Annotated in this window: 24 protein-coding genes; 12 read left to right on the top strand and 12 right to left on the bottom strand. The window is 57.0% G+C overall.

The features are described 5' to 3' along the window. Nucleotides 1–163: 163 nt before the first annotated feature. The 4 genes from OLX72_RS08120 to OLX72_RS08105 form a co-directional block, all read right to left on the bottom strand. On the bottom strand, nt 164–832 hold the full coding sequence (locus OLX72_RS08120; RefSeq protein ID WP_433990246.1) for an OmpA family protein: 669 nt from the start codon (nt 830–832) through the stop codon (nt 164–166). Between the two features lie 136 nt (nt 833–968). After that, nucleotides 969–1,820 carry a methylated-DNA--[protein]-cysteine S-methyltransferase gene (locus OLX72_RS08115; protein ID WP_114872458.1) on the bottom strand — a complete coding sequence of 284 codons (852 nt, stop codon included), beginning with the start codon at nt 1,818–1,820 and terminating at the stop codon, nt 969–971. A 91-nt stretch (nt 1,821–1,911) separates the two neighbouring features. After that, nucleotides 1,912–2,595: a benzoate/H(+) symporter BenE family transporter gene (locus OLX72_RS08110; RefSeq protein ID WP_433990245.1), complete on the bottom strand. Its 684-nt coding sequence runs from the start codon at nt 2,593–2,595 to the stop codon at nt 1,912–1,914. Next, a complete protein-coding gene (locus OLX72_RS08105) occupies nt 2,592–3,059 on the bottom strand; it encodes a benzoate/H(+) symporter BenE family transporter (protein WP_433990244.1) in 468 nt (155 codons plus the stop codon). The genes OLX72_RS08110 and OLX72_RS08105 overlap by 4 nt, the downstream gene beginning before the upstream one ends. Before the next feature lie 146 nt (nt 3,060–3,205). Here OLX72_RS08105 and nth point away from each other — a divergent pair, with 146 nt between their 5' ends. From nth to OLX72_RS08090, 3 genes are read left to right on the top strand one after another with little or no spacing between them, the layout of a single operon-like run. After that, nucleotides 3,206–3,850, top strand: a complete 645-nt coding sequence (nth, locus tag OLX72_RS08100; RefSeq protein ID WP_433990243.1) for an endonuclease III — start codon at nt 3,206–3,208, stop codon at nt 3,848–3,850. After that, complete coding sequence (locus tag OLX72_RS08095; protein WP_433990242.1) at nt 3,847–4,839, top strand: adenosine kinase; 993 nt, start codon at nt 3,847–3,849, stop codon at nt 4,837–4,839. The genes nth and OLX72_RS08095 overlap by 4 nt, the downstream gene beginning before the upstream one ends. Next, nucleotides 4,775–5,440: a GNAT family N-acetyltransferase gene (locus tag OLX72_RS08090; RefSeq protein ID WP_433990241.1), complete on the top strand. Its 666-nt coding sequence runs from the start codon at nt 4,775–4,777 to the stop codon at nt 5,438–5,440. Before OLX72_RS08095 ends, OLX72_RS08090 begins: the two co-directional genes overlap by 65 nt. Before the next feature lie 11 nt (nt 5,441–5,451). Here OLX72_RS08090 and OLX72_RS08085 read toward each other — a convergent pair whose 3' ends face one another. Continuing rightward, on the bottom strand, nt 5,452–5,934 hold the full coding sequence (locus OLX72_RS08085) for an RNA pyrophosphohydrolase (RefSeq protein WP_433990240.1): 483 nt from the start codon (nt 5,932–5,934) through the stop codon (nt 5,452–5,454). A gap of 133 nt (nt 5,935–6,067) precedes the next feature. On the opposite strand from OLX72_RS08085, the gene OLX72_RS08080 reads away from it, so the two are divergent. Next, nucleotides 6,068–8,095, top strand: coding sequence for an FAD-dependent oxidoreductase (locus OLX72_RS08080; protein WP_433990239.1), 2,028 nt, complete (start codon nt 6,068–6,070; stop codon nt 8,093–8,095). A 40-nt stretch (nt 8,096–8,135) separates the two neighbouring features. Further along, nucleotides 8,136–9,077: a CorA family divalent cation transporter gene (locus tag OLX72_RS08075; RefSeq protein ID WP_433990238.1), complete on the top strand. Its 942-nt coding sequence runs from the start codon at nt 8,136–8,138 to the stop codon at nt 9,075–9,077. Nucleotides 9,078–9,238: 161 nt separating this feature from the next. Here the strand turns inward: OLX72_RS08075 and OLX72_RS08070 are convergent, their stop codons facing one another. Beyond that, on the bottom strand, nt 9,239–9,655 hold the full coding sequence (locus tag OLX72_RS08070) for a hypothetical protein (protein ID WP_433990237.1): 417 nt from the start codon (nt 9,653–9,655) through the stop codon (nt 9,239–9,241). Between the two features lie 172 nt (nt 9,656–9,827). Here OLX72_RS08070 and OLX72_RS08065 point away from each other — a divergent pair, with 172 nt between their 5' ends. From OLX72_RS08065 to OLX72_RS08055, 3 genes are all read left to right on the top strand, one after another. Continuing rightward, the gene (locus OLX72_RS08065) at nt 9,828–11,465 is read left to right on the top strand and encodes a winged helix-turn-helix domain-containing tetratricopeptide repeat protein (RefSeq protein ID WP_433990236.1); all 1,638 of its coding nucleotides are present in this window, start codon (nt 9,828–9,830) and stop codon (nt 11,463–11,465) included. A gap of 160 nt (nt 11,466–11,625) precedes the next feature. Then, complete coding sequence (locus OLX72_RS08060) at nt 11,626–12,330, top strand: SDR family NAD(P)-dependent oxidoreductase (protein WP_433990235.1); 705 nt, start codon at nt 11,626–11,628, stop codon at nt 12,328–12,330. A 219-nt stretch (nt 12,331–12,549) separates the two neighbouring features. Then, nucleotides 12,550–14,184 carry a hypothetical protein gene (locus OLX72_RS08055; RefSeq protein ID WP_433990234.1) on the top strand — a complete coding sequence of 545 codons (1,635 nt, stop codon included), beginning with the start codon at nt 12,550–12,552 and terminating at the stop codon, nt 14,182–14,184. Between the two features lie 274 nt (nt 14,185–14,458). On the opposite strand, the gene OLX72_RS08050 is transcribed toward OLX72_RS08055, so the two are convergent. Beyond that, nucleotides 14,459–14,677, bottom strand: coding sequence for a tautomerase family protein (locus OLX72_RS08050; protein ID WP_114871674.1), 219 nt, complete (start codon nt 14,675–14,677; stop codon nt 14,459–14,461). A gap of 123 nt (nt 14,678–14,800) precedes the next feature. On the opposite strand from OLX72_RS08050, the gene OLX72_RS08045 reads away from it, so the two are divergent. The 3 genes from OLX72_RS08045 to OLX72_RS08035 all read left to right on the top strand — a co-directional run bounded on the left by OLX72_RS08045 (nt 14,801) and on the right by OLX72_RS08035 (nt 17,046). Beyond that, nucleotides 14,801–15,226 carry an acyl-CoA thioesterase gene (locus OLX72_RS08045; RefSeq protein WP_162798140.1) on the top strand — a complete coding sequence of 142 codons (426 nt, stop codon included), beginning with the start codon at nt 14,801–14,803 and terminating at the stop codon, nt 15,224–15,226. Between the two features lie 102 nt (nt 15,227–15,328). Continuing rightward, entirely contained in the window at nt 15,329–16,129 is an 801-nt protein-coding gene (locus tag OLX72_RS08040) for a class I SAM-dependent methyltransferase (RefSeq protein WP_114871676.1), read from the top strand. 527 nt (nt 16,130–16,656) lie between these two features. Continuing rightward, nucleotides 16,657–17,046 carry a GFA family protein gene (locus OLX72_RS08035; RefSeq protein ID WP_162798141.1) on the top strand — a complete coding sequence of 130 codons (390 nt, stop codon included), beginning with the start codon at nt 16,657–16,659 and terminating at the stop codon, nt 17,044–17,046. Between the two features lie 99 nt (nt 17,047–17,145). Here the strand turns inward: OLX72_RS08035 and OLX72_RS08030 are convergent, their stop codons facing one another. Then, nucleotides 17,146–17,568: a DUF4399 domain-containing protein gene (locus OLX72_RS08030; RefSeq protein WP_433990445.1), complete on the bottom strand. Its 423-nt coding sequence runs from the start codon at nt 17,566–17,568 to the stop codon at nt 17,146–17,148. 241 nt (nt 17,569–17,809) lie between these two features. Here OLX72_RS08030 and OLX72_RS08025 point away from each other — a divergent pair, with 241 nt between their 5' ends. Continuing rightward, nucleotides 17,810–18,715, top strand: a complete 906-nt coding sequence (locus OLX72_RS08025) for a LysR family transcriptional regulator (RefSeq protein ID WP_114871679.1) — start codon at nt 17,810–17,812, stop codon at nt 18,713–18,715. A 91-nt stretch (nt 18,716–18,806) separates the two neighbouring features. On the opposite strand, the gene OLX72_RS08020 is transcribed toward OLX72_RS08025, so the two are convergent. Genes OLX72_RS08020 through OLX72_RS08005 form a run of 4 tightly spaced genes read right to left on the bottom strand, consistent with a single transcriptional unit; the run spans nt 18,807 to nt 21,761 of the window. Continuing rightward, the gene (locus tag OLX72_RS08020; RefSeq protein WP_114871680.1) at nt 18,807–19,745 is read right to left on the bottom strand and encodes an OmpA family protein; all 939 of its coding nucleotides are present in this window, start codon (nt 19,743–19,745) and stop codon (nt 18,807–18,809) included. After that, nucleotides 19,742–20,314, bottom strand: a complete 573-nt coding sequence (locus tag OLX72_RS08015; RefSeq protein ID WP_433990233.1) for a peroxidase-related enzyme — start codon at nt 20,312–20,314, stop codon at nt 19,742–19,744. The genes OLX72_RS08020 and OLX72_RS08015 overlap by 4 nt, the downstream gene beginning before the upstream one ends. Beyond that, nucleotides 20,311–21,042 carry a GNAT family N-acetyltransferase gene (locus OLX72_RS08010; protein WP_433990232.1) on the bottom strand — a complete coding sequence of 244 codons (732 nt, stop codon included), beginning with the start codon at nt 21,040–21,042 and terminating at the stop codon, nt 20,311–20,313. The genes OLX72_RS08015 and OLX72_RS08010 overlap by 4 nt, the downstream gene beginning before the upstream one ends. Further along, nucleotides 21,039–21,761 carry a competence/damage-inducible protein A gene (locus OLX72_RS08005; RefSeq protein WP_433990231.1) on the bottom strand — a complete coding sequence of 241 codons (723 nt, stop codon included), beginning with the start codon at nt 21,759–21,761 and terminating at the stop codon, nt 21,039–21,041. The genes OLX72_RS08010 and OLX72_RS08005 overlap by 4 nt, the downstream gene beginning before the upstream one ends. Between the last annotated feature and the right edge of the window lie 4 nt (nt 21,762–21,765).

The following is a 21,765-nucleotide window of genomic DNA, read 5'->3' as shown; positions in this document are numbered from 1 at the left end:
CCCCCCTGTGGCAACCTTACCACAAACAGGGCTTGTCGTCAGCAATGGCCCAAATCCAGCCAGTGCCACGGGGTTTTCCAAAAACGCATTGACCGCAGTTTTTGCGAAAAAACAAAGGGCTCCGGTGTGAAACCGAAGCCCTTTACTGTGCTGTTATGCGCGATCAGGCGGTCGGCAGGATCACGATTTCCACGCGACGATTCTGTGCCTTGCCTTCCGGCGTCAGGTTTGACGCAATCGGCTGGTCCTCGCCGCGCCCATAGGCCTGGATACGCGATGCCGGTACGCCTGCACCCAAGAGAACGCTGGACACGGAATCGGCGCGGCGTTGCGACAATTGCTGGTTATACGCCGCTTCACCTGTATTGTCGGTATGTCCGATGATCTGGACTGTCGAATTCGGGTAGTTCTGCAAATTGCTGGCCACGGTGCGCAGATCGCTTTGCAGATCGGGGCGGACCGACGCGCTGTCGGTTGCAAACAGGATATCCTGAGGCAGCGTTACGATCAGGCGGTCGCCGGTGTTTGTAATCTGTACATCTTCATTCGCCAGCTGCTGGCGCAACTCGGCCTCCTGACGATCCAGATTGTTGCCGGCAAAGCCGCCCACGACACCGCCAAGCGCCGCACCCGCCAGCGCTGCTTCGGTTTTGTTGCCCGATCCGCCAACCAGCGTGCCCAGCGCCGCGCCAACACCGGCGCCCAAAAGGGCACCCTGTTTGGCGTTCGCATTCGGGTCATCGGGGTTGTTCAGTTGTGAAGGATTGGTGCACGCGCCCAACGCAAACGTGCCGCACACCGCCAGGATCAGGGGGGTTTTTACTGATATCATTGCTCTACTACCTCGTATCGGGCCCTTTTTTTCAGGGCGCGGTTGATTATGGCCCCGTTCTTAAACCCTGTGCACATCACAATACAATGAAAACTGGGCTTCGGCAGCATTCCGCGCATGGCTATTTGTGGCAATATCAGGCCTCGGCGCGGGCGGATTCATACGCCAGCAGCGCCCGTTTGACGGGCAAACCCCAATGATAGCCCCCCAGTCCACCTGATTTGCGTAAGGCGCGGTGGCAGGGGATCAGCCAGCTGATCGGATTGCGCCCGACCGCCGTGCCCACCGCGCGCACGGCGCGCGGGTTACCGACGGCATCGGCGATTTCCGAATAGGTCGTCACCTGCCCCGACGGGATGCTTAACAACGCCTCCCACACCTTGATCTGGAACGGCGCACCGATCAGATACAGCGGTGTTGGTGACAGTTCGTTTCCCTGCGCCCCAAAGGCCGACAGCACCCAGGGGCGCAACATCATCGGATCTTCTACAAATGTCGCCTTGGGCCAGCGCGACAGCATGTCCGCCATCGCAGCCTCTTCTCCGGTTTCGGCTGCGAACGCGATACCGCAAATGCCCTTGTCCGTACCCATCACAAGGCTGGGGCCAAACGGGCTGTCAAACCATCCCCAGAACACCTTCAGGCCGTCGCCACCGCGGGCAAACTCTCCGGGGCTCATCGCTTCCCAGCGCAGGAACATGTCGTGAAGGCGCCCACTGCCCGACAGACCGGTGGCCATCGACGCCTCAAGCGTCGTGAAATGATCGCGCAAAAGCGCCTTGGCATGGCCCAGTGCAAGATATTGCTGGAACCGTTTGGGCGAAACGCCCACCCAGCGCGAAAACACCCGCTGGAAATGCGCCGGACTCATGTCCATCTGGGCAGCCAGCGCCTCAAGGCTCAGGCCCGCCCCATCCTGATCAATCAGATCAATGGCGCGGCGCATCACGCCGTAATGATAGCCCTGTTCGCTGTTACCGGTGTCCATATCCATACCCATTGCGTCCTCTGGCCCTTGATACAGCAAAACTACGCAATTCGCCCGGACCACGCGACCCGAAACATGCGCAAATCCGCGACTACCGGCGCGCCCAACGGTTCAGCGCGTGCGCCGCAACCCCGATCACCAGCCCCCAGAACGCTGACCCGATCCCAAAGGCGCCGACCCCCGATGCCGTCACGACAAAGGCAATCGCGGCGGGAAACGGATCATCCTGCCCCGCAAACGCCAGACGGGCCGATGCAACAAACGGTCCGAACAGCGCCACACCGGCAATCATCGCGACCAGTGCAGGCGGCACGTTCCCGATCACCTCAACCACCGATGCCCCGCCCAGCGCCAGCACGCCATAGCCCGCCGCATAGACCGGCCCGCACAGCCACCGCTTGTTCCTGTCGGGATGGGCATCGGCGCCGGTACAGATCGACGCGGTGATTGCGGCCAGACTGGTGGTATGCCCGCCAAAGGGCGCACTTAACAGTGATGCGGCACCTGTAATTGCAACAATGGGACGGCTGGGCGGCACGTATCCCGATGCCTGCAACACTGCAAATCCCGGCAGGTTTTGCGAGGCCATCGTGACCAGATACAGCGGAATACCCAGCCCGATCAGAACCGCCGGATCGAAAACCGGGGCAACCCAGACAAATTCGGACCAAGCAAGGCCATGGGTCTGGCCGGCAAGACCCAGCGCATAGGCAAGCCCGACACCGCCGATCACCACGGCCAGAACAGCCCAGGCGGGTGAAAACAGGCGGATCACAAGAAAGGCAATGACCAGCGCAGCGGCACACCCAGCAGCGGCAACGCCACAGTCTCAACCGCCACACCCAACACAAACGGAAACAGAACCCCGGCAAGGATCGCGGCGGCGATGCCGGACGGGATACGCTGCACCAGCGCACTTAGCGGTTTGAACGCGGCGGTGATCATCAGCAACAGCGCGCAAAACAAAAACGCGCCCACAGCCATCTGGATCGACACGCCCGATGTGGTGGCAATCAGCGCCGCTCCCGGTGTTGACCAAGCGGTGACAATGGGCATCCGGTAGGTCACGCTTAGAATGGCCGTGGTCATCATCATCGAAACGCACAGAACGGCAATCCAAGATGCGGTTTGCGCCTGCGTTGCCTGCACCGCCTCGGCGGCGGCGATCACCACGGCAACCGATCCGCCAAACCCCACCAGAACCGCAACAAGCGCTGAAATAACAACCGAAACTCTCATCGCGCTCTCTGATATTGCGTTCTGCGCGCATGTTTGCGGGCCAATCCCGTGCGTGTCAAACGCGCATGTGATTGAACTCTGGCCGGTCGCGGATTAAGACGATTGCGACCCCTTGAATGCGGGACAGAACCGACCGCAGGGGCGACATGGCAAAGCAGCTTGATTATCACACCATCCGCGAGATTTTCAGCCGGTTTCAGACGGCAGATCCCGAACCCAAGGGCGAACTGGATCACGTCAACGTCTACACTCTGGTTGTGGCCGTCGCCTTAAGCGCGCAGGCCACCGATGCCGGTGTGAACAAGGCCACCAAAGCCCTGTTCAAAGTTGCCGATACTCCGGAAAAAATGCTGGCTTTGGGCGAAGAAGGTCTGACCGAATATGTGAAAACCATCGGCCTGTTCCGCCAAAAGGCCAAGAACGTGATCAAACTTAGCCGGATACTGGTCGAAGATTATGGCGGCGTGGTGCCAAATTCGCGCGCTGCGCTGCAATCATTGCCCGGTGTCGGTCGCAAGACTGCCAATGTCGTGCTGAATATGTGGTGGCGCTATCCCGCTCAGGCCGTCGATACCCACATCTTCCGTCTGGGCAACCGTTCGGGCATTGCACCGGGCAAAACCGTGGATGCGGTGGAACGCGCCATCGAAGACAACATACCAACCGATTTTCAACTACACGCCCATCACTGGATGATCCTGCACGGGCGCTATACCTGTGTCGCGCGCAAACCCAAATGCGCCGCCTGCCTCATTCGTGATCTCTGCCAATTCGAGGATAAAACCCTATGAAAACCTACCAGCTTGTCGGCATCGGAAATGCCGTTGTCGATGTGATTTCGAAATCCGATGATCAGTTTCTGGATGATATGGGCATTCAGAAAGGCATCATGCAACTGATCGAACAGGACCGGGCGGAAACCCTGTACGGTGCGATGAAACAAAGGGTGCAAACCCCCGGCGGCTCTGTCGCCAACACCATCGCGGGGGCCGGCGCGCTGGGGTTAAGCACCGCCTTTATCGGGCGCGTGCATGACGATGCGCTGGGGCATTTCTATGCCGACGCGATGAACGAAGGCGGAACCGATTTCGTGAATCCGCCGGTCAGGAACGGCGAACTGCCCACCTCGCGCAGCATGATCTTCGTGTCGCCTGATGGCGAACGTTCGATGAATACCTATCTTGGCATTTCGTCCGAACTGGGCCCCGATGACGTGCCCTCCGATGTTGCAGGACAGGCCGAGATTATTTTCCTCGAAGGGTACCTGTTCGATAAGGACAAAGGCAAAGAAGCCTTCCTTCAGGCAGCACGGGCCTGCCGCGCCAATGGTGGCAAGACAGGTATCGCAATTTCCGATCCGTTCTGCGTTGATCGCCACCGCGCCGATTTTCTGCAACTGATCGGCAATGAACTGGATTACGTGATCGGCAACGAGGCCGAAATCCGGTCCTTGTTTGAAACCGACGATCTGGAAGACGCGATTGCGCGCACCGCTGCAATGTGTCCGCTGGTTGTCTGCACGCGGTCCGGTGACGGTGTCTCGATCATTTCCGATGGCCAGCGCATCAACATCGCGGTTGAAAAAATCAAACCGGTCGACGCCACCGGCGCCGGGGATCAGTTTGCCGCCGGCTTCCTTTTCGGGCTGGCGAACGGCCATGATCTTGAAACCAGCGGGCGCATGGGGTGCGTTGCCGCGCGCGAGGTGATTGGCCATGTCGGCCCGCGCCCCGAAAACGATGTGGAAACCCTGTTCCGCGCGGCCGGATTGCTGGGATAGGATGATGCTGGGCGTCGGTGAATACGAAATACCCAAGGGCAAATTGTCGGTTGTCGTCACCTATCTTGAAATGACCGCGCCACAACCCGTACGCGCCGCCCCCGCGATCAAGGGCTTTTCCATGCGCCGCGTCACCAATCCGGATGTTGCATGGTATCGCGATCTGTTCCGCCGGGTCGGTGCGCTGGAATGGCTTTGGCATTCACGTCTTGATCTGGACGACGCGGAACTTGACGCGATCCTGACCGATCCCGCCGTACACGTTTACGCCGCACAGCTTGACGGGCAGGACGAAGGTATTGTCGAACTTGATTTCCGCACCCAAGGCCTGTGCGAGCTGGCATTTTTCGGCACCACGCGATCCCTGATGGGCAAGGGCGCGGGACGGGCCATGATGAACCACGCGATCACCGCAGCCTGGGCCGAACCCATCCGGCTGTTGCATGTGCACACCTGCACCGCAGATCACCCTGCCGCGCTGGCGTTTTATCAGCGCAGCGGCTTCGTTCCGGTGCGACAGACCATCGATATCGAAGAAGACCCGCGCCTGACCGGGATGGTCCCACGCGATTCCGGCCCACATGTTCCGATATTCGACTGATCCCGCAGCGCCTAAAGAAGCGCGCGGAATTCGTCCACGACACGGGCATAAACATCCCGTTTGAACGGCACGATATGATCAACCAGAAGATCGATCGGCAACCAGCGCCACTGTGAAAACTCAGGGTGTTCCGTCGCTATGTCGATCTGGTCGTCACGGCCGATAAAGCGCATCAGAAACCATTTCTGTTCCTGCCCCCGATACCGGCCCTTCCAGATCTGCGGGACCAGATCGTGCGGCAGATCATAGGGCAGCCAGTCTTTGGTTTCCGCCTCGATCGTCACCAGATCGGGCACAACACCGGTTTCTTCCCATAATTCACGCAGGGCGGCGTCACGCGCGCTTTCGCCCTTGTCCACGCCCCCTTGCGGCATCTGCCACGCCTCAGTGAAGCGGTCGCGCCGCTGGCCCACAAACACCTCGCCCGCCGCGTTGCACAACATCACGCCGACACAGGGGCGATAAGGCAGTCTGGCAATCTGATCCGGTGTCATCGGCGGCATCCTTTTGGCAATTGGCCTATCTCTAACCTACCGATACATTAGTACAAGCCCGTGACGCGGCGTAGCGCGTGACATGGCCGCACGGTTGGGGTGATCTGTGCCCAACGTATCGAAAGAGGTTTTGATGTCCAATTATCCGCACATGCTTGCACCGCTTGATCTGGGGTTCACGACCCTGAAAAACCGCGTTCTGATGGGGTCCATGCACACCGGTCTGGAAGAAACCAAAGACTGGAATCGCGTGGCCGAATTCTATGCCGAGCGCGCGCGGGGCGAAGTGGGGCTGATGGTGACAGGCGGCATCGGTCCCAATCTGGAAGGTTCGGTTTTGCCCGGAGCCGCGATGATGGTCAGCCAGGATGATATCGACAATCACTCCGTGGTTACGCAACGGGTCCACGATGCAGGCGGGAAAATCGCCATGCAGATCCTGCATGCGGGCCGCTATGCCTACGGCCCGAAATGCGTGGCCCCCTCTGCGATCAAATCCCCGATTTCCCCCTTTCCCCCGACGGAACTTGATGCCGCCGGCATCGAAAAACAGATCAGCGATATCGTCGACACCGCCGTGCGCGCCCGTCAGGCCGGCTATGACGGGGTCGAGATTATGGGCTCGGAAGGGTATTTCCTGAACCAGTTTCTGGTGACACATACCAACAAACGCACTGATGAATGGGGCGGGTCTTATGAAAACCGGATGCGCCTGCCGGTCGAGGTGGTGCGCCGCACCCGCGCAGCCGTGGGCGATGATTTCATCATCATCTACCGTCTGTCGATGATTGATCTGATCCCGAACGGATCAACCCACGCCGAAGTAGTGCAACTGGCAAAGGCGGTCGAGGCAGCAGGCGCCAGCATCATCAACACCGGCATCGGCTGGCACGAGGCGCGCATCCCCACAATCGCCACATCCGTGCCCCGCGCGGCCTTCGCGTGGGTCACGAAAAAGCTGATGGGCAAGGTCGGTATCCCCATCATCACGTCCAACCGGATCAACACACCCGATGTCGCGGAAAACGTGCTTGCCACCGGCTACGCCGATATGGTGTCGATGGCGCGCCCGATGCTGGCGGACGCACAATTTGTGTCCAAGGCAATGGCCGGAAACGCCGCCAGCATCGCGCCCTGCATTGCCTGCAACCAGGCATGTCTTGACCACACGTTCAGCGGCAAAATCTCAAGCTGTCTGGTCAATCCGCGCGCCTGCTACGAAACCGAACTGGTCGTCACACCGGCGCAAACACGCAAATCCTTTGCCGTGGTCGGCGCCGGACCTGCTGGATTGTCCGCCGCGATGACACTGGCGGAACGCGGCCATCAGGTAACGCTGTTTGATCGCGCCAATGCCATTGGCGGGCAACTGAACATGGCCAAACAGGTGCCGGGCAAGGAAGAATTCTGGGGGCTGGTCGACTGGTACAAAACCATGGTCGCGGATATGGGCATTGAAACCAGATTGGGCCAATCGGTAACGGCCGACGATCTGACCGGATTTGATGATGTGATCGTCGCCACCGGTGTCGTTCCGCGTGATCCAGCAATTGCCGGGCAGGATGCCCCGAACGTGCTCAGCTATATCGACGTATTGCGCGACAAGGCCCCTGTCGGGAAAACCGTCGCGATTGTGGGGGCGGGCGGTATCGGTTTCGATGTTGCCGAATTTCTTGCGCAAGAAGGATCAAGCCCGACAGAAAACCTGCCGGAATGGATGGAAGAATGGGGCGTCAGCGACCCCGAGGAAAACCGCGGCGGTCTTGCCCCGGAAGGCCCCAAACCCGAAGCCCCTGCCCGTGCTGTAACCCTGCTGCAACGCAAGGCCGAAAAACCGGGCAAGCGTCTGGGCAAGACAACCGGCTGGATCCATCGCGCCGCGCTGAACATGAAGGGCGTCAGGATGATGGGCGGTGTGAACTATGAAAGCGTCGAACCGGGCGGATTGATGGTGTCCTTTGGCGAAGCCCGTGAAAATCCGACATTGATCGAAGCCGACACAATTGTCCTGTGCGCGGGTCAGTTGCCGGAACGCTCGCTTGCCGATGAACTGATTGCAAAAGGCATGTCCTGCCATGTTATCGGCGGTGCCGATGTGGCCGCCGAACTGGATGCCAAACGCGCGATTGATCAGGGAACCCGTCTTGCTGCCACACTCTAGTGGAACGTGATATGTCGATACGCAACAGGGGTGACCAGCCATGCCATTGCTGACATACGATATCTGGGCCGATGGACGTGCAGAGCCCGCCCCCGATCTGGACCCGACAGGGCCGGCCCACTACCGGTGGTTCCATTTCGACCGTGACGATCCGGCTCTGGATCCCTGGTGCGACAGCCATCTGCCCGAAATCGTCGCACAATCATTGTTGCAAAGCGAAACCCGCCCGCGCTGCGATGTGTTTCAGGACGGGCTGATCATCAACCTGCGCAGCGTGAACCTGAACACGGACGGACCCGTTGATCTGATGGTGTCCCTGCGCATGTGGGTGGCCGAAAAAACGATCGTGACCGTCAGGTTGCGCAAGGTTTTCGCGCTGGACGGGATCAAGGACAGTTGCGCCCGGAATGACGCTCCGCCAACGGTCGGGCAGTTTCTGGGTCAGGTGGTGCAGGGCTTGTCGGAACGCACGCATGACGTTGTGCTTGATCTGACCGAACAGGTCGAAACCCTCGAGGACGCCTTTGAAAACGACGCCGCACCAGAAGCGTCACACCTTCCGGTACCACGCAAGACGATCATAGGGCTGCGGCGCTACCTTGTGCCCCAAAGCGCCGCGCTGACAGCATTGCTGAACCTTGAAAGCCCCATGTTGAACCGGCTGGATAGGTTGCATCTGCGCGAAGCCGTCAATCAAGCTCTGGTGTCAAGCGAGGCACTCGAGTCTCTGGCGGCACGACTCTCGGCCCTGCAGGATCACATCGACGCGCATATCGCCCGCCAACACAGCCGAAACGGGTACGCGCTGTCGCTGATCGCCGCGATATTTCTGCCGCTGGGGTTCATTACCGGCCTGTTCGGCGTCAACCTTGCTGGTATGCCCGGCGTCGGCTGGCCGGGCGCATTTGCCGCGCTCTGCGTCGGCATCTTTGTGATTGCCGGTCTCAGCTTTGCAATCCTGAAATGGTCAAAGCTTCTTTAGGCTCGGGAACTACAAACGGGTTCCAGCTTCAACGCTGGCTTCTGGCAGGACCGGCGGTTCGACAAAATCTGGCTGATGTCGGAAGTGCGGACTAAGCAGACGCTAATCTCTTTGAGTTCAACGTCTGCTTTGGCTCAGAGCAAACCAACGGAAGTTGAAGTTCAAAGCCCCGTCGAAGGTTCGGTGCTGAGCAGTTCGAATGTCATCTTTCCATTGACGTCAAACTTTTGAACGACATCTCCATTCCGAACAGCGGTCAGACAACGAAAGCGACCGTTGTCAGCGGCCATCGACACGCAGACCTTGTTTGTGTCGGTGATGGCATAGCTGCCGGAGCCTTCCCACCCGCCGTTGGTCAACACTCCGCTCACGACATTGCTTGGGTCGTAATAGAAGCGGAACATCTTGTCTCCGGATTTCGCCGTCACCGCGTGTCCGATCAAAAGCTCTGCAATCTGATCCGACGAAAGCTGTTTGCCTCCGTTCTTCAAGGCTGTCTGCAATTCGGTATCCGCAAAAACCGCGCTGCCTACCAATGCTGTTGCAGCTACAAATATCAATGTCTTCAAGTGCTTCATGTCTAGATTTCCTTTGATCTGTAAGGTTCGGTGCGGTCAGGCAACTGACCGCCAACAACAGTTGTACGCCACGGAACCCAAGCGCTTGATCGCAAGCTGACAATTTCTGATATCGAGATGACATTCGCCAAACAGCGTTGAAACGATAGTTGTGTTGGTCTTAGACTTCAGCATGTACGAATTCAGGGAATTCACGCTTGATCCTGCCATCGGTCTGACCCGCAACGGTGCGCCGGTCGCGCTGGAGCCTCAGGCCCTACAACTGCTCGAATATCTCGTTCTCAATCGGCACAGGGTTGTCAGCAAGCAAGATATCGTGGACGAGATCTGGGGCGGCAATGCGATCACTGACGCGACCTTGAATACGCGGATCAGGTCCGTGCGCAGGGCTCTCGGGGACTCGGCAGCAGCCGCCAGCTTCATCAAGACCTTTCCCAAGCGCGGTTTTCAGTTCGTAGCCCCGGTCAAGGATGCGGGGACAAAGGCCGGGCGGCCCCGAAGGGCGTTGGAGCGTTGGCCGTTGGTCGCAGGCGCCGCCGCAACCGTGACACTTTTAGCGCTCTTAGTGTTCGCCTTCGGCAACCGAGCCTCTGAGCTTGAAACAGAAAAACCCTCACTTGCGGTCGTGCAGTTTGATAACCTCGGCGACGAGCACACGTTGCGCTATTTTGTAGACGGGATGACGGACGACCTTATCGCCCATTTGTCCCGCAATCGAGAGCTGTTCGTGGTGTCCAGCGCGACAATGTTTTCCTATGCGGACGAACAGGCGACCCCGATCGAGATTGCCCGTGATTTGGGCGTCAGCTATGTCGTCAGGGGGAGTGTCCGCCGGTCTGGCGATCAGGTACGCGTCAGTGGCGAACTCATCGACGTTCAGGAGGGGGAAACCATCTGGGCCGAAGTCTTTGATCGCAGTCTTACGGATGTCTTTGGTGTTCAGGACGAAATCAGCCAGGCCATCGCAGGTCAATTGCTGCCTGAAATTTACCAATCGGATATAGCGCGGATACGCGAAAAACCGACGGAAGATTTCGATGCCTGGGACTTTTATCTGCGCGGACGCGCACTACAGACTGTGTTTTCCAAAGACGCGCAGTATGAAGCCTTGGGATTTGCCCAGGACGCGATCAGTCGTGATCCGCAGTTCGCAGCGGCCTACAGTCTGAAAGCCCGTGCGCTTGGGACGATCTTCTTCTTTCAATGGAGCGATACTCCGCAAGATACGCTGGTTTCGGCAACAGAGGCTGCCACGCGGGCCATCGAACTGGATAATGATGATGCGCAAGCGCATGCTGCTCTTGGCTATATCCATCGGTTTACCGGTAAAGCCGATCTTGCCATTGCCAATCTTGAGCGTGCAGTGGTGCTGAACCCAAATGACGCGCGTATTCGGCTGGAATTGGGGCATACCTACGACTGGTTCCGCATGCAGGAGCGTGCGTTGCCTCAGATAAACATGGCGATCAAACTCAGCCCGCGGGACCCATTGTTGCAAAACATGTACTTTTACAAGGGTCATATCCTTTTCCACCTCGGGCGGTACGAGGACGCATTGGGTGCGGCACGTGAACTCGGCGCGTTGGCTACGAGCAATGCTTGGCGCGTCTTTTACCATCTGCTGCGTGCGGCCAACCTTACCGAACTGGACCGGCACAAAGAGGCGCAGGACGCCATCAAGGACGCCCTTTTCATTAATCCGAACCTGTCTGTTTCGGCCATGCAACGGCAGTTTGCCGGATCAAAAAACGACCCGGAAAACAGGAGGATTTGGTTGTCCTCCCTGAAAAACGCTGGCTTGCCTGAGTAAGAACCTGTTTCGGCGGAATGACCGCCTTGGCGCAAACAGTGAACATTCGCGATAGATTGGCGAAGGACCGTGTTGCGGGACGAAGGCGTCGCACATTACGCGATTTGATTGGTTCATGATACGATTGTACGAACGCAACTTGTCTGAGGAGAGTATCGCAATGGGCGGGAAGGTCTGTGCAATCATTGGTTTTGGTCCGGGCTTGGGAACTGCCTATGCTGAGATTTTCAAAGACGCTGGATACGATCTCGGGCTGCTAAGCAGATCGAAGGCGGATCTCGGCAGTGACGAAGCTACAAACACGTCAATTCGAACCTACAAGTGCGATGCAGGAGAACCTGGCAGCATAAAGGACGCTCTTGCCTCTGTCCAAAACGAGTTAGGTCCGATTGACGTCGTAATCTACAACGCCGACCTCGCTCAATTCGGGTCTCTCGACGATGTTTCCGAACTCCAGTTTGAACAGAGTTGGCGGGTTGGAGCGCTGGGTCTATTTGCCACCGCCAAGTTTTTAGGGCCTCAGATGTCTAAACGCGGTTCAGGCGTGATTATCGTATCTGGTGCCACGGCCGCGCTTCGAGGGAATATCTGGACGACAGCTTTCGCTCCCTCCAAGTCTGCCCAACGTACATTGGCGAACTCGCTCGCGAAGCAGCTCGGTCCGAAAGGAGTGCACGTTGTTTATCTGGTCATTGATGGTGTGATCGATACAGAAGACACCCGAACAAACTTCGCACCCGAAGAACCCGACGAGTTTTTCATCAAACCCACTCGGATTGCTGAAACGGCACTTATGCTCGCTCGGCAAGACAAATCGGCTTGGACATTCGAACTCGACATCCGTCCGTTCGGAGAGAAGTGGTAAACTGTCGGCCGAGCCAACAGCGGCTATGTGAGGTGCACCGACCAATATTTGCAACTGGTGCTCTATGGCGAGATTATTAACCGTGTTCGGAGAAAACAGAGTTTTTCAACACAATCAGCCCGAAGCCGAAGGTGGCGCATAGTTCACTCGAAACATCGGGCTAGGCAGACTGAGCCCGAAGTTTGTGATATCGTTGGTAAGTCAACGAGGAGTATTTTCATGTCAGATTATTTCAATTTGGGCAGCTACAGTCGCCCAGTCAGTGATGTTCCTGATGCACAAATGTGGTTTGATCGCGGCCTTGTCTGGCTGTTCGCTTACAATCATGAAGAAGCCATTGTCTGTTTCGAAAAGGCGCTTAAGGCCGATCCTGTCTGCGCTTTAGCTCAATGGGGGATCGCCTATGCCATCGGCCCGAATTACAACAAGCCGTGGGAGTTTTTTACGCCGGAGGAGAAATCACCAGCGCTTGAACGCGCGCACACAGCGCTTAAGGCGGGCCTCGCTCTCGACAATGCCAAGCCGGTGGAACGCGCTCTGATCCAAGCACTTGCATCGCGCTACCCGACCGATCCGGAAATTGAAGATTACCAGCCTTTCAATGACGGTTTCGCAGCCGCCATGAAGCCGGTTTACGAGGCTCATTCCGACGATCTGGATATCGTCTTTGCTTATGCTGAAGCCATGATGAACCGGACTCCTTGGCAGCTATGGGATTTTCATAATGGCGTTCCCAACCCCGATGCTTCAACACCTGAGGCGATGGCCGTGCTTGAGCGTGCTTTCGATCAGACTTCCGGGGCTTGGGACCATCCAGGCTTGTTGCACATGTACATTCACCTGATGGAGATGTCACCGTTTCCGGAACGTGCCCTACGCCATGGCGACCGCTTGAAAGACCTGGTTCCTGATGCCGGCCATCTGGTACACATGGGAACGCACATAGATGTATTGTGTGGTGAATATCAGAACGTCCTCTACAGAAATCTTGCTGCCGCTAAAGTAGATGAGAAATTCAAGGCCTACGCTGGACCGGCAAACTTCTACGCGCTCTACCGTATTCACAATCTGCACTTTGCTTTCTATGGAGCAATGTTTCTTGGTCAAAAGGAAGCTGCAATCAATGCAGCTGTACGCCTGCGTGAAGAAGTTCCCGACGAGGTTGTGCGCTCTTACCCAGATATATTCGAAACTTTCGTCGCCGCTGCACCGCACGTCTACATTCGCTTCGGTATGTGGTCCGAGATACTTGATCTCGCGCAACCTGAAGACAAGGAACTTTATGTCACCACTGACGCCCTGATCTATTATGCCAAGGCGGTAGCGTTTGCTAATCTGGGTCGACAGGAAGAAGCCATAGCAGCAATGGCTGATTTCACCTCGGCCTATGCGAAGGTTCCTGAAAGCCGGATGTTGTTCAACAACAAGGCGCGCGATGTGCTTGGCTTGGCCGAAGAGATGATGAAAGGCGAGATCGACTTTAAAGCAGGCCGTCGTGAGGAAGGCCTGAACCATCTGCGCAAGGCGGTCGATCTGGACGACAACTTGGAATACGAAGAACCCTGGTCTTGGCCGCAGCCCACGCGTCACGCTTTGGGTGCACTGCTCATGGAGGCTGGCGAATATGACGAGGCCGAAGCGGCATATCGTGCTGATTTGGGTCTAGATGGCAAACTACCGCGTCCAAGCCAGCACCCGCGTAATGTCTGGGCGCTGCACGGCTTGCACGAGTGTCTGACAAGGCGAGGCGAGAGCGTGGAACTGCCTCATGTGAAGCTATTGCTTGATCAGGCTATTGCGCGGGCTGATATCCCGATCCGTGCAAGTTGCTTGTGCCGCGCGGCTGCAGCCTGAATACCAAGAATCATCCAGTGCGCTGCCTTTGTTAACGGTGCATGCCGCTGATATTAAAGACAAAACAGGGGATGCATCAGCGTTGCGCCTGCATTCCAACTTGATTGTTCCTTTTTGGGTGCACGATCAACCTAAAACACCGCTCTGCGGCTCGGTCATAGCGTCAGTTTTGGCAACAGTCCGGTGTCGATGTAGTCTGCCAATAAAGCTCCTGCCCGCTTATAGGCCCAAGGTCCAAGGCCGTGGCAAGTTTGTTCAATTTCAGGAGGCTTGATCAATCGCGTGCGCGCATCTCCAAAGCATCTTCGGTTGTCAGGATATTTCCGGCGTAACCCCACGAACCGCTGCTCACTTCATGTACGCGGACGGATGTCCCGGCCCTGATGGTCTGACCTGCGACCTCACCAAATGCGACTGTCACCTTTCGGATGATCTCGGCTTTCTCCTCCGCAGAGAATACACCTTCTAGAACTTGGATATCGATGGATGGCATCACCCGCTCCTTTGTCTGTGGCCTCGCAGAAGATCAATCATTTGAACGATCGTCTGGCCCGCAACATGACATATGATGCTTCTCCGTGTAAAATTGCATATTAAAAATGAAAGGTGTCCGAGAATGACTGCCATGATTTCCTTCCGCTCTGTCGTTGACCCCGCAGATTGTGATTTTCTGGGCCACATGAATGTTTCGAGATACTTTGCCGCCTGTTCAGACGGTGTTTTCGCCATCCAATCAGAGATGGGGTTGACAGCCCGTGACATGCGCTCGGGGCGCAGGCTGTCATTTGCAGTCGTACATGCCGAAAGCGATTTTCGATCCGAACTGTCTGCAGGTGATGCAATACGGCTGGAGACATCGATCATTGAGATGGGTGTCAAATCCATCACATTCCGGCATCGTCTTGTAAGGTCTGAAGACGATGCAACGGCGTTTGAAACAGTATTCAAATGTGTGATGTTGAGTCTGGAAACACGCAGGGCAGCGGACATTCCGGATGAGGTCCGACAGAGGGCGAGTGCCTGGCAGGAAGACGCCACCTAGTCGACCTGGGACATAGTGTTAACTCCACCGGATGGCAGACTGGATGGCTGCACAAAGACAACGCGAAGAAAATTTGAAAGGTCAGCGCTGAGGGAGAAGAACATGACAAACACGGAATGGCAACTCAGCGGCAATATGGCCGAACGATACGAAGAATACCTCGTACCCGTCATTTTTATGCCTTGGGCCAATCACCTGATTGCGCGCGCGGGCCTTGTTCCCGGCGATAGTCTTCTCGATCTGGCTTGCGGAACAGGCATTGTCGCACGACTTGCAGCACAGTCAGGTGTCATGGCGACAGGCGGTGACATCAATCCCGCCATGTTGGCAGTTGCAAAAGAACGCGCCGCAGGGTTGGACGCAAGTTTCCATTCGGCAGATGCGCAGGACCTGCCATTCGAAGATGAAATTTTTGATGCCGTCATATGCCAGCAAGGCCTTCAATTCTTTCCAGACAAGCCTGCCGCAATGTCTGAGTGTTTACGCGTCATAAAACCAGGTGGCCAGGCCGTGTTTTGCACGGCGCGTGGGTTGGAGGAAAATCCTCTAATGCGCGCACAGGTTACCGCCTTTGGCAGGCATTTTGGCGAAGAGACAACAGGAGCGATCCGTGCCGTTTGTGGCTTTCCTGATCCCGATGAGATGCGGTCTGTATTCGAAGGCGCAGGTTTCGGGCAGGTCGCAGTTGAGAAAGTTGTTCTTGATCTTGAAGCTGAAGATGGGCCCGCATTTGTGAATGGATTGATGATGGCAACTCCAGTTGCCGACCGCATAGCGGCAATGACCCCCACTGACCGTACGGCACTGCAAAACGATATCCTAAAGGGGTTCGGAACCTATTATGATTTCGCGCTGCGTTTCCCCCATAGCGCCAACATCGTTGTAGCATCGCGGTCTGTGTAAACTCTGAGGAGACACCATTCAGGGAAGCACCTTTAACGAACGGTTGGTTTTGCAGAGGCTTATGGGCCTTTAAAGAATTTTCATGACCTTCGCGCTGAATGGCGGCATTGAGGAACAGTGACTGTTCTCGTTCGCATTTGCAGAAAACCAACGAGCTGACCAGACCTGCGCCGCCAATGGCAGTTTTGCGCAACATTCGGTCATCCGTGCGGATTGCAGAATCGGTCACAATCGGCTCTAACCTGTCATACAATCGATTTATCTGGATCGCAGCTTTGCCGCGCCAAGCGGCTGTTCACGGCTGAAACTTCGAAACTCGGGGGCTGAATGGCTGCCTAGGCCAAAAGCAGACGCTGGCGGCAAATGGGTCTGGTTCAGCTTTGCGGACGAACCCGTCATGCACAATGCGCGGGCAGAAGCTTTGCCTTGGTCGAACATCGCTTTTGTGCGACCGTGCTCATGTCGTTGCAAGGAACGGGAGGCCAGATATGATTTACCACGCACAATGCGCCTGCGGGGCGGTAAAGATGGAGGCCGATGGTGAACCACTGGTTCAGTGCTACTGTCATTGCAACTCATGCCGCAGTCGCACCGGCAGTCCGGTAAGTGCTCCGGTTCTTTGGCCAAGACCGAAAATACGTTTTGTTTCGGGTGAGGATAAACTGCGGCGCTATTCCAAAAACAACCATCCCGAAGGCGGCGTCCTTACCTGTGGTGTTTGCAATGGTCTGGTCGGAGTGTACCTGGCGGATGCAGGCTTGTTCGATATCTTTGCCGGTCTCTTTTCAGATCTGAAATTCACGCCGACTGTGCATCTCAACTACGAAAATGCCGTGCTTCCAATCAAGGATGGCTTGCCAAAACTGAAAGACATGCCAGCCGATTGGGGTGGCAGCGGTGAATTCATGGTCGAATAGTCAAAGACGCAATCGGTTCCAGTTATCGCGACAGCCCTGATATTTTCAACGGGGGCCCAGAACCCGGGCCCCTGCCTTTTAAACCGCCCGCAGTACCGTCTATTCAACCGTGATCGTAATCACATCGGACACAACCGCGGGGTTGTGCGGCACGTGCCCCATATCCCCAAGCACAAGTTGCAGCGTGTGCGTGCCGGGCGGCAAATCCAGCGTCACTTCGGTCTGGCCACCGCCGAAATGCATGTGGTTTTCATCCGCAGGCAAACCGTTCATCAATTCGTCCGCGCCATCTTCGCCCTGCCCGAATGGCGGACGGTTCAACAGCAAATGATGATGGCCGGTGTTGTCCTTTTCCGTACCTGCGGGCGCGACACCCATACCGCTTAGCCCGAACAAGACAGTCACCGGAGACGTCACGGATGCACCGTCTTCAAGGTTCGCAAAATACACCTGTGCCTCTGGCGGCGCGGCCGATTGCTGTGCCACTGCCGGCACCGAAAACGCTAAGAGCGTTGCAGCCATAACAAGAATTTTTTTCATTTTTCTTCCTCCCGTTTTGCACGAATTCATTTGTAAAATAGCGCTGGATCGTACCACATCCAGCCCCCAGCATACCCATGTTTCGCAGTTGGAACACCAGTTTTGGTTGTTTCCCTGCCATGAACGATCCCTGCAATAACCTAGATATTATCCCACCCGCGCCGCGTTTATGCCCAGATTCAGGTCGATAGATCAGTCTCGAACCAAGATTTAAGGAATTGGTATGGATCGCTTAACTGAGATGGAAGCCTTCGCCACGGTGGTGGATCAGGGCGGCTTTACAGATGCCGCCAAGAAGATGGGGATTTCCAAATCCGCCGTCTCGAAGCACGTCTCGAGCCTGGAGGCACGTCTGGGGGCGCGTCTGCTGAACCGGACCACTCGACGCGTAAGCCCAACGGAAATCGGACTGGCCTATTATGACCGTGCCCGCCGGGTTCTGAACGATGCGGGCGAGGCTGATGCCTTGGTCACATCCATGCAATCTGCGCCCTCCGGTCTGCTCCGGATCAGCGTTGCGACCGATTTTGGCGTCAATCACCTGTCGCCCGTGCTGTCAGAATTCCTTGCGGACTTTCCTGATATCACCGTCAACATGGTTCTCAACAACCGCTACGTTGAACTGATTTCCGAAGGGTTCGACATGGCCGTGCGGATCGGAGAGCTTGAGGACAGCACCCTGCGTGCCCGCAAGCTGACCGAAACCACCAAACGGATGATCGCATCTCCGGCCTATTTCGAAAAATACGGCCGCCCCGAAAAAATCGATGATCTGAACGAACACAAGCTGCTGCATTATTCCAACCAGTCCAGCGGCAATGTCTGGAAACTGACGGCCCCGTCCGGTGAAAAACGTCAGGTGCGCACCGCGGGCTGGCTCAGCGTCAATGACGGTCAATCCCTGTTGAACGCGGCCATTTCCGGATTGGGCATCGCCTATCTGCCCAGCTATCTATATGCCGATTCCCTGAAACAGGGCCTGATCGAAGATGCAATTCCCGATCTGCCGATGGAAACCCAAGGCATCTACGCCGTTTATCCCCCGGGCCGCTTTACCCAGCCCAAAGTGCGCGCCTTCATTGATTTTCTGGTCCATTCCTTCGCCGAAAAAGGCCCGTCCGACTGGTAGATCAGACAGATTTCCCTGTTGTCCTTCCCCTTGGCAACACACCTGCCCCCATACGCCCTGCGCTGTGGGGGCTTTTCTTTCGGCACCATCGCTATCGGGCCGATATCAGTATCGCTTCGACGCGCCGGTTCAGTTCGCGACCGTCCGGTGTCAGATTTGAAGCGATCGGCGCCAGATATCCCATCCCCTCGGCATCAAGTTGCGCGGCGGGAATGGCAAAATCGCGGATCAGCCGATCCATCACAGACTCCGCACGTTGTTTGGACAATGCGATATTCACGCCCAGATCGCCTTCACTGTCAGTATGGCCGACCAGCGCGATTTTCAGGCCCTCGTTTTCGGCCAGAAACTGCGCAAGCGCTGCAAGGCTCGGATAGTCTCCGGCGCTCAGTTGTGACGATCCTGTTTCAAATTTCAGATCAGGCAGAACCACATGGCCGAAATCAGTAAGCTGCGTTGCCAGATCACCCTGCGCGGGTGGTTCCGCGCGCCGGGCCAGATCATCTGACCCGGTGGGCGTGTGCCGCAACCCGCTGCGGGCAACCGCCTGAATAACCTGAATATATCCGGATGTACCGGATTGTGAAACCATCAGGGTTATCACCTCTTCCGGGTTTTCCAATGTGCCATTGACCGCCGTCAGAAACCTGTAATCGCGCACATCCACAAACATATTCGGCGTCGGCATAACCTCGACCGCAAAGCGGAAATCGAACCCGCCGCAGGTTTCCGCATCGCAGCGAAAAACCGTAGTGAAATTCGCAGCCTCAAGCTGGTCTTGCAGCGGGTCCATGATTTGCAGCGATGTCAGCGTCTTGCCATCGATCCGCCAGACACGGCGGTCAATGCGCCCTTCAACCTCAAGGCTGGGCACCTTGCCATCCTCATACACGCCAACCGGGGCCTGATAAGTGTCCAGCGCACTGACCCGTTCAACCGTCTGGCGGGCATTTGGCGGCAACGTCAGGTCCAGCGCCTTGGCTGGCGGGGCGCATGCACCACAAACTATGATGGCCAGCGCTCTGATCATCGGTTTTGCGCGTGATACTCTTCGTTCGGGCGCATCGCCGTGGCGCTGGCCACCCGGTTTGTCATGTTGAAAAAACCCGCCACATTGGCAATGTCCCAGATATCGCGGTCGCTGAACCCGACATCGCGCAAAGCCTGGCGATGCGTCTCTTCTATCGTCGCACTGGCACTTGTCATCAATGCGGCGAAATCCAGCATCGCGCGCTGACGGTCATCCAGCGGGGCAACACGGTAATTCATCACCAATGCCTCGCCCAGCGCGGGATCACCCGACAATTGCCGCACCGCCTGACCGTGCGCCACCAGACAATAGAAACACTTGTTGATCGACGAAACGACAACGGCAATCATTTCACGCTCCAGCTTGCTCAACCCCGAGGGCGCAAGCATCAGATCGTTGTACATCGCAGTAAAGGCGTTCAGCTTTTCAACATCAAAGGCATAGGCCTTCAGCACGTTGGGGATCATGCCCAGTTTTTGCGTGCAGATATCGAAATATTTCTGCGTTTCCTCGGGCAGCGGGTCGACCATCGGCAGGTTCAGCGCGGTGGGCAGGGATGTATCCGTCATGATTTGTCTTTCTCATCAGGCAGGTAGCGGTAATGATAGTGTCCCACAACCGCCATACCAAGGGAAGTGTAGAGCCGGTTTGCACCGGTGTTTTCATCTGTGCAGACAACCGACAGGGTCTTTGCCCCCTGCCTTGCGGCCCAGAAGGCAGCGCCCCGCATGATCCACGCGCCCATGCCATGGCGCCGCTGGTGTTCCAGCACTTCGATCGCATGAACCATCGCCGTATCGCCATGCATAGCGACAAAGGCTGCGGCGGCGGGGTGTTCGTTCCACCGCCCCAGCAGGCTGGTTTTTGGCCCCGTTGCAAGGCGCATCACATCGACACGCGCAGGACCGATCCCGCCTTTGGCCCAGATTTCCAGCATGATTGCCAAAGGTTCCCAGATTTCGAAAACTGTCACGCGGGGCAGCGGGATATCCGTCAACTGCACAACCGGACAGGCATAGGCTGTCACCGGATCAAGAACACGGTAGCCACGTGTTTCCAGCAAACGATCCAGCCCCTGCTGCCCTTTGCGCAGCATGAACAAGGCATCCTGCCCCAATCGGGCCATCGCTTGCTCGGCCTGATCTATGTCCGCATCCTCTACATCAATTTCCGTACTCGCTGCGGACACACGCTTGCCCCCGCCCTTGCCCTCACGCAAAATCCACGGGCCGTCCTTGATCATTCGCGCGGCTGGCCATGTCGCATCGACCACATCAAAGATCGATGCGTCGCTCATTCGCCGAACACTGCCGACAATCGCGCAATTGCCATATCCACGCGCGCGCCATCGCTGCCGCGGATCACGATGTTCGATCCGTAAATCCCGTCTTTGATGAACGGATAGGATCCGATCGACAGGTCGGAAAACTCTGCCGCCAGTTCTGCCAGCGGTCCGGCGATATCCCCCTCGCCGCGCTGAATGCGCAGGGTTTGGGATAACAGGGGCTTGCCGCCCGTCAGGGTTGGCAAAACGCTGGCCACCATGGCCTGAAACACCGAAGGCACGCCTGCCATCACGTATACGTTTTCAATCGAAAACCCCGGCGCCGCCGACACCGGATTTTCGATCAGCCCCGCACCATCGGGAATACGCGCCATGCGCAACCGCGCCGCGTTCAGTTCCAGCCCCGATCGTTCGTAGTGTGCCGCAAGGATCGCATGCGCATCTTCGCGCACGTCGATATGCGCATCAAACGCCGCGGCGATACAATCGGCGGTGATGTCATCATGGGTCGGCCCGATACCGCCGCTGGTGAACACATGATCAAACCCTTGGCTCAGTGCCTTTACGGCATTGATAATCGCCGCGCGATCATCGCTGACAACACGCACCTCGCGCAGATCGATGGCCTGTTTGGTCAGTTCCTGCGCCAGATAGTGCGTGTTTGAATCGCGGGTGCGGCCGGATAAAATTTCATCTCCGATCACCAGCATGGCGGCAGTAGGGTTTGGCATGGTC

This window comes from Sulfitobacter sp. TBRI5, assembly GCF_051013555.1.
GTDB lineage: Bacteria > Pseudomonadota > Alphaproteobacteria > Rhodobacterales > Rhodobacteraceae > JL08.
Note: the sequence above shows the minus strand (reverse complement) of the source record. Positions and strands in the feature narration are given on the sequence as shown.

Coding starts and splice junctions, on each gene's coding strand:
- OLX72_RS08060 (WP_433990235.1), top strand. CDS start 11,626: ATGGGCGGGAAGGTCTGTGCAATCATTGGTTTTGGTCCGGGCTTGGGA.
- OLX72_RS08015 (WP_433990233.1), bottom strand. CDS start 20,314: ATGACGGATACATCCCTGCCCACCGCGCTGAACCTGCCGATGGTCGAC.
- OLX72_RS08080 (WP_433990239.1), top strand. CDS start 6,068: ATGTCCAATTATCCGCACATGCTTGCACCGCTTGATCTGGGGTTCACG.
- OLX72_RS08115 (WP_114872458.1), bottom strand. CDS start 1,820: ATGGACACCGGTAACAGCGAACAGGGCTATCATTACGGCGTGATGCGC.
- OLX72_RS08090 (WP_433990241.1), top strand. CDS start 4,775: ATGTCGGCCCGCGCCCCGAAAACGATGTGGAAACCCTGTTCCGCGCGG.
- OLX72_RS08065 (WP_433990236.1), top strand. CDS start 9,828: ATGTACGAATTCAGGGAATTCACGCTTGATCCTGCCATCGGTCTGACC.
- OLX72_RS08095 (WP_433990242.1), top strand. CDS start 3,847: ATGAAAACCTACCAGCTTGTCGGCATCGGAAATGCCGTTGTCGATGTG.
- OLX72_RS08005 (WP_433990231.1), bottom strand. CDS start 21,761: ATGCCAAACCCTACTGCCGCCATGCTGGTGATCGGAGATGAAATTTTA.
- OLX72_RS08020 (WP_114871680.1), bottom strand. CDS start 19,745: ATGATCAGAGCGCTGGCCATCATAGTTTGTGGTGCATGCGCCCCGCCA.
- OLX72_RS08055 (WP_433990234.1), top strand. CDS start 12,550: ATGTCAGATTATTTCAATTTGGGCAGCTACAGTCGCCCAGTCAGTGAT.
- OLX72_RS08070 (WP_433990237.1), bottom strand. CDS start 9,655: ATGAAGCACTTGAAGACATTGATATTTGTAGCTGCAACAGCATTGGTA.
- OLX72_RS08105 (WP_433990244.1), bottom strand. CDS start 3,059: ATGAGAGTTTCGGTTGTTATTTCAGCGCTTGTTGCGGTTCTGGTGGGG.
- OLX72_RS08085 (WP_433990240.1), bottom strand. CDS start 5,934: ATGACACCGGATCAGATTGCCAGACTGCCTTATCGCCCCTGTGTCGGC.
- OLX72_RS08075 (WP_433990238.1), top strand. CDS start 8,136: ATGCCATTGCTGACATACGATATCTGGGCCGATGGACGTGCAGAGCCC.
- OLX72_RS08030 (WP_433990445.1), bottom strand. CDS start 17,568: ATGGCTGCAACGCTCTTAGCGTTTTCGGTGCCGGCAGTGGCACAGCAA.
- OLX72_RS08010 (WP_433990232.1), bottom strand. CDS start 21,042: ATGAGCGACGCATCGATCTTTGATGTGGTCGATGCGACATGGCCAGCC.
- nth (WP_433990243.1), top strand. CDS start 3,206: ATGGCAAAGCAGCTTGATTATCACACCATCCGCGAGATTTTCAGCCGG.
- OLX72_RS08050 (WP_114871674.1), bottom strand. CDS start 14,677: ATGCCATCCATCGATATCCAAGTTCTAGAAGGTGTATTCTCTGCGGAG.
- OLX72_RS08045 (WP_162798140.1), top strand. CDS start 14,801: ATGACTGCCATGATTTCCTTCCGCTCTGTCGTTGACCCCGCAGATTGT.
- OLX72_RS08025 (WP_114871679.1), top strand. CDS start 17,810: ATGGATCGCTTAACTGAGATGGAAGCCTTCGCCACGGTGGTGGATCAG.
- OLX72_RS08035 (WP_162798141.1), top strand. CDS start 16,657: ATGGAGGCCGATGGTGAACCACTGGTTCAGTGCTACTGTCATTGCAAC.
- OLX72_RS08040 (WP_114871676.1), top strand. CDS start 15,329: ATGACAAACACGGAATGGCAACTCAGCGGCAATATGGCCGAACGATAC.
- OLX72_RS08120 (WP_433990246.1), bottom strand. CDS start 832: ATGATATCAGTAAAAACCCCCCTGATCCTGGCGGTGTGCGGCACGTTT.